The following is a 5982-nucleotide window of genomic DNA, read 5'->3' as shown; positions in this document are numbered from 1 at the left end:
TCGGCGCTCGACCCGGAACTGGTCGGCGAGGTGCTGAGCGTCATGCGCGATCTGGCCGAAAGCGGCATGACCATGGTCGTCGTCACCCACGAGATCGGCTTTGCCCGCGAGATCGGTGATCAACTGATCTTCATGGACCAGGGCGTGATCGTCGAACGCGGCGAGCCCCGCGCCATGATCGCCAATCCGCAATCGGCGCGTACGCGCGAATTCCTGTCGCGGGTGCTTTAGTGGGTGGCGTGATAAACTATTCTACAATTTTTGACTGCAAGATGTCTTCTGGGTTTAGGGCGATTTTCCGGCCGGCACCGACATAGAGCACATTGATCCTCTCGATGTCCTTGCGCTGAGGGTCAAACTCAAATGTCAACAACAAGTCCGCACACATTGCTGAAAATAAAAAAGTGTGTTTTCGATTCAATGACTAGTATATCGGACAAAACAGTTGTATAAATTTTTATTGCAGCTGTTGGAATAATTTCCATGCCGACTAGTAGTAGAGGTTAGCCGATGCGTTAGGGTATCGGACGCTTTGTCCGCATCCGTACTCGCACAATATCTGGCCTTTCGAGGAGAGCTATCGTCTCCTCCGATAGGTCGTGTCAAAATTCTTCGACTACTGTTTCGCGAAAGAGAGGGGCTATGACCACCAACACGCAGATGCTGGGGCTGAACGACGGCAAACATCTTTACTTCGAGCAGGACGCTCCAATGTTTTCCGGACAGTATCCAGTTCGGTCACAAGCCGGRCAATACCCGATCGGAATCGAAAATGTAGCCGGGGGAGTCGACTTCGATGCCGCGCTGGCAGTGGTAAAAACTGCGGCGAACGACTTAATTGAGGCGCTGAAGTCCATTCCAAGCCAGCCGAAAAGTTGCGAACTGACATTCGGCCTAAAGCTGAGCACTCAACTCGGCTTCATCGTGGCGAAAGCGAATGGGGAAGCCAATTTTCAAGTCAAACTGACCTGGGAAGCGGAAAAGGCGGAAGGCTGATGGAGCACATCGCATCCGCCGTTCGAATCTGGCACAGCACTGCAAAAGTGCCGGTTGGCGTCGGCTTCAGAATAGACGACATGCACATCGTAACTTGTGCCCATGTCGTACTGATCGCCCTCGGATTGCGAAGCGCCAATTCCAGCGAAATCATGGGGAAGACAGTAGACGCCGACTTTCCCGCTTGCGCAAGCAGCACCTCGCGGGAGCACCGGGTCGCGACCGTGGTGGGCTGGCGAGAAATGGGTGGCTTATCCCCCGAAGATGTCGCAATCCTTCGCCTCGACGTAGCGGCGCCTACCAATACCAGCCCCATTTCAATCAACGCCAAGTATGACGTCGGCAACCGAATCTTGTCCTACGGCGTTCGTGCTGGATTGCCGGACGGCGCCTATGTCGACGGCAATGTATTCGGGCCGATACCGGGTCCTCTGATCCAGGTCACCGCCAATCATCCGGACTTGGCATTGCGAGAGGGCTGCTCGGGCGGAGCCGCCTGGAATTTGGACACCGGCTGCGTCATCGGGATGGTCACCAAAGGACAATTGCAGATGTCCGGTCTGCTGACTCCGATTGGATTGATCAGCTCCTTCTATAGCGAGGTCACAACCAACGTCCTTCAGACATCATATGCCGCGGCAACGGACTTCGCCGACGCCATTGCCTCTGGAGATGTGGCACTCTTCGTCGCCATGGTCCGGCTGCTCCCGAGGGGGCCGGGTGTCAACAGATCCCTAATCAGGAATCCCGTTGTTCAAGCATTTGCCCAATCGAGCAACGCAATAACAGGACCAGGTGTTGTTGCGGAGGCTTCTTCACTGGTTCTGAAGGCGATGTTGCCGCAAGTCCCGCCGAATAGGCATGCCTACGTGGTTGATCCGGCTGCGTTGGGGGAGTCACGAGTAGTTGGAATGCTGCACTATTGGAGCGATGTTTTCGATCAGGCTTGTCCCTTGGGTCCCCGTATGGTGGGCGCGATCTTGCTCACCGCGCCGCAACCTGTCGTCAACGGCGCACGACAGATGATCGTTGAGCTTTTTCTGGAGCTTGAAAGATGGAAATGATGCAGTCTTTCCTATTCAAGGCGGTGCGCACTTCCGCTTTGTCATTGCTTATAATTCTGGCATTGCTGGGTACCGCGGGCGCCGACACCAAGCTTTCGGACCAGGAAAGGCAGGCCGTTGCAGCGGTCAGCCGATCGCTCGCCTCGATACCCGATCGCGTCGATAGTGTGCTGGCGAGTTTAGGGTTTGATCCGGTCGCCGAGACAATTCCGGGCTTTTCCAAATGGCCTGCCCTTCGAAAGATCGAAACGGCCTATATCGCCGTCGTCGCCAAAAGTGGTCCGGACACAGGAAAACAGTTCCTTCGGGCAGCGCGTGATGTCATCGCACAGGATCATGCGGCAGCAATTCTGAGCGAGCAGACTCTGACAAACTATCTGGCCAGCTCGAGCCCTGCATCCACGGTCGGGCAGATGAAGTTCGAGTACCAGCTCGATCTGAAAGCGCCGCAACCGGTCGATGCGAACGTGCGCGAGGCTATCTTGATCATGGAAAAATACGTCGATCGCGTTCCCGGTGGCATGCATGGGGCAATGGGTCGATGCTGCGGCAACTCATCTGAAAAGGCCTACCAGATACTTCGTTCGTCAGACGACCGTGTGGTGGCGTTGATACGCGCGATCCAAGAAGGAGATCATCCACCGGAGGAGATAGAGCGGCTGACTCGGCTGATCCAGGATATTGCCGAAAGTACGCATGCTGTCGGCTATGAATCGAAGCTGAACGAACTGCTTGACGCATTGCACATTAAGCGGGAGGATATTCAAGGGATTTTTCAGCCGGCGCCTGTCCAGGTAGCCCAGCCGGAAGTCCTGTCGCAGGACGACGAGAGGCGATTGGCGACCCTAGTTGAGGAGGCCGTCAAAGCTGCGCATGCCGGTGACGATCTCGCCAAGGACATAGCCTCACTCGCCAAGAAGCCCGACGACAATCTTCTCTTCCCGTCTTTGTCGCCCAGCGACAGCGATGCGAATTTCCGTGCGTTCGAAGACATTCAAGAATCCGTTGCTAAAAGTCCGGGTGATGCGAACGTGTCGTCGATGGGAGATATTGACATCCCCAAATTCACTTTCGAAACAATGCGGATCTCAGGCGAAGGCTTTGGTGGAGTGGTGTTCGGTAATACCGTCAATTCCACTGACACTCGCTACCCCAAGCAGCTGATATGGGTGAAAGAAAACACGGCCACGAACGCAGCGAACGGTTGGGGGCACTTTGACGTGATACTGTCTGACAATGTCGTTGTGTCGACACGCCGGATGCGGACAGAGGACGCTTTTGCTGCCTGGGAAATTCTAAACGGACGAGACAGCGCTTTTGCTCCCTTAGATCTATCTATGGGAGAAGGCGTCGGCTTGGCGAGCGTGGCGCACGTGTTTCCACCCGACAGTAGTATGGTCGTCCACCCGGCACTACTTGGCTTTGACTTGGGTCGTTCAGCCATCATAGCAGACGCCATCGGTTACAAACTGCCGGTTGAACGGATTATCGAGGCCTTGAAGAGAGTCGGCGCTACGGACACGGCTCTTTCGAGTGCGGAAAAATGGCGTACTGCCAAAAAAGGCTTCTACAAGATCATCGACGCACCGCTGAAAATCGTCTATCACGAAGGACTGCTAGAGGTTGAGAGAGCGGACGATGGCGACTACCCCGCTCTTTTGCGGGAAACGGGTTTCCTGGATTTCCAATCGATTATTTCTAATCCCCAACCAGGGGACTCAGAGGATTCGGAATCGCTGGAGATTGCCAAGGAGTTCCGCCTCGCACTGCCGGCGTTGATGATTGCATATCCCGAAATTGAGCGACTAAATTCCTTTGCTGAAGTCTTTGCAATAGAACGTTGGGCAAAAGGCTACAACGCCGATATCGCAAAGCCCGATGAGCCAATCCGGCTCGAACCGAAGCTTCTCGTTGATTTGAACGCTAAATGTGACCTCCAGGCCTATTCCAAGAATGAAAAAGGCTTCGAGGATCTGAACTTGGTTCGATGCAATACAAAAAAAGTGTTGGAGATATTACGTTCGAATGGTGCCCCGGAGGCTGCCACGCGGCGCCTCCTTGCGATCTCAGAGGTGCTGCAGGATCGCGCTAGGCTGCAAGTCGCCATCGATAGAGTTACAGCTTCTCAAGTAGATAATTCCGATCGAAGCTCTGCAATGATGGATATGCTTCGTGGCCAAACGGAGGAATTGTTGGTTCCCGATCCCACAGAGTCGGGCGTGCTGGGCGCATTCGTTTCCGAGAAGGATGCCACTGCTCTTGCAGCGGCAAATCAGGACCTGCAGGACGCAATATATCAGCTGCGAACATCTGGCGATGAGATTGCGGACAACATGGACAGCCTCATTGCAAGTTTAGATCGTCCTCCGTTGTCGGCTGACGCTGTGGGTAAGAATCTGGTAACGGCAACCGATAGCCAGCTCGGGGAGATCAATAAAGGACTGGATGGCGCATACGACACGATCAAGGTGAATCGTGTTCGGGCAACGGAAGCCGCCAAAAGCCTGGATGACGCTCGGCGAAAGATTCCAACCTGGCTCGTATCTTCCAAAGAGGCGCTGATTCAGTTCTGCACGCCCGGAAGGATTGTTACACGGGGCGCTCGATAGGGCGGCCTTATGGAATGCAGCGGAACCGGCTTTGGCATTGTGCCTGAGCACACGTGATCTAATACTAGTCTATCGACAATGAAATCTCGTCGAACGCTTCTTCAATAAGCTCAAACAATGTGGAATCATCGCAACCCGTTACGACAAGAACCCGGCCAACTTCCTCGCCGCTGCCAAAATCATTGCTATCCGCATCTGGGTCAACGCGTTATGAGTAGACCGTCAAATTGATCTTGACGCGGAACACTTGTATCGTGGATCGCGGGCTGCAAACGGTTATGCATCTTTAGATTGCGTAAGGCCTGCCGCGGCTTTAACGGTAGCCGGTCAAATTGGGGGGAAATGGTCGACAAAAATGATAGTAGGGAAAGTATCCAATCCGGGCGACTTCGCCTTACCAGTTTTGAAGTTGAAGGCCTTTATCGCGAGTTCAACTACAGCATTCCGCTGGATATCAAGCGCCACGTCACTGCGATTATCGCTCCAAACGGAAGCGGAAAGACACTTTGTCTGAGGCTAATAAACGCTCTTTTCAATAACGACTGGTTGCAGTTCGAAAGAACGGATTTTCGACGTGTGATATTTCGATTTAACGATGGAACGGTCATTCAGGCGTCCAAACCTCAAGCTCAACTTGAATTGGATGAAGATGATACATTGATAACATCGCTGCAGATCGAAGTATTTGATGGCTCTGGGCGCCGCTTCGGCCTCTGGAGGCCACACCAAAGGAAAAATTTTCCCGGTTCTGTTATCGATCAGTATCTCCCATATTTAGTTAGAAACAGTAAAACAACCTGGCTTGATCGTAGGTCGGCCGAAGTTCTCACGTTTAGTGAGATATTGGAAACCTACGCCCATGAAATTCCTCAATCGATTTTGCGTAAAGTTACATCTCAACAGCCAGAATATCTTTCCAACGTCCTTAAACAAATCAATTGCAAGCTAATTGAAACTCAGCGCCTTATCATTCTCAATGAACAAGAGGAGAGCCGTTCTGGGATTGGGCTGCGGGAGGGAAAGAGAACTCAATTCGCAATCTCTAGGAAAGCGAGTACTCTGAAAGATATCATCTCAAGAGAAATGAACCGTTATGCGGCGCTTTCTCAGTCGCTTGATCGGACGTTTCCCGCAAGAGTGATATCTGAACCGCCCCGGCTTTGCCGGAGACCGTTTGGTTTAAGTTATGCGGCCACGGCTGGTTCGTCCAGCATGGCGTAGTATCGTTCTTCGGCTTCAGCTGGTGGAATATTGCCGATGGGCTCCAGAAGTCGTCGATTGTTGAACCAATCTCGTCGATTGTTGAACCAATC

4 protein-coding genes and 2 pseudogenes are annotated in these 5982 nt (G+C 53.1%); all 6 read left to right on the top strand.

Going from position 1 to position 5982, the window contains the following annotated elements:
• Positions 1-231 (top strand): annotated as a pseudogene (locus AC1DYF_RS39810) (ectoine/hydroxyectoine ABC transporter ATP-binding protein EhuA); the annotation flags it as partial.
• Positions 232-642: 411 nt separating this feature from the next.
• Positions 643-996: a CU044_2847 family protein gene (locus AC1DYF_RS39805; protein WP_477884406.1), complete on the top strand. Its 354-nt coding sequence runs from the start codon at positions 643-645 to the stop codon at positions 994-996.
• The gene (locus AC1DYF_RS39800) at positions 996-2060 is read left to right on the top strand and encodes a trypsin-like peptidase domain-containing protein (protein WP_477884405.1); all 1065 of its coding nucleotides are present in this window, start codon (positions 996-998) and stop codon (positions 2058-2060) included. The genes AC1DYF_RS39805 and AC1DYF_RS39800 overlap by 1 nt, the downstream gene beginning before the upstream one ends.
• Positions 2051-4669, top strand: a complete 2619-nt coding sequence (locus AC1DYF_RS39795; protein WP_477884403.1) for a hypothetical protein — start codon at positions 2051-2053, stop codon at positions 4667-4669. Before AC1DYF_RS39800 ends, AC1DYF_RS39795 begins: the two co-directional genes overlap by 10 nt.
• Before the next feature lie 82 nt (positions 4670-4751).
• Positions 4752-4883 (top strand): annotated as a pseudogene (locus AC1DYF_RS39790) (IS5/IS1182 family transposase); the annotation flags it as partial.
• 128 nt (positions 4884-5011) lie between these two features.
• Positions 5012-5890 carry a P-loop NTPase family protein gene (locus tag AC1DYF_RS39785; protein WP_477884401.1) on the top strand — a complete coding sequence of 293 codons (879 nt, stop codon included), beginning with the start codon at positions 5012-5014 and terminating at the stop codon, positions 5888-5890.
• Positions 5891-5982 lie beyond the last annotated feature (92 nt).

The organism is Rhizobium sp. P2_G9, assembly GCF_056403475.1.
Note: the sequence above shows the minus strand (reverse complement) of the source record. Positions and strands in the feature narration are given on the sequence as shown.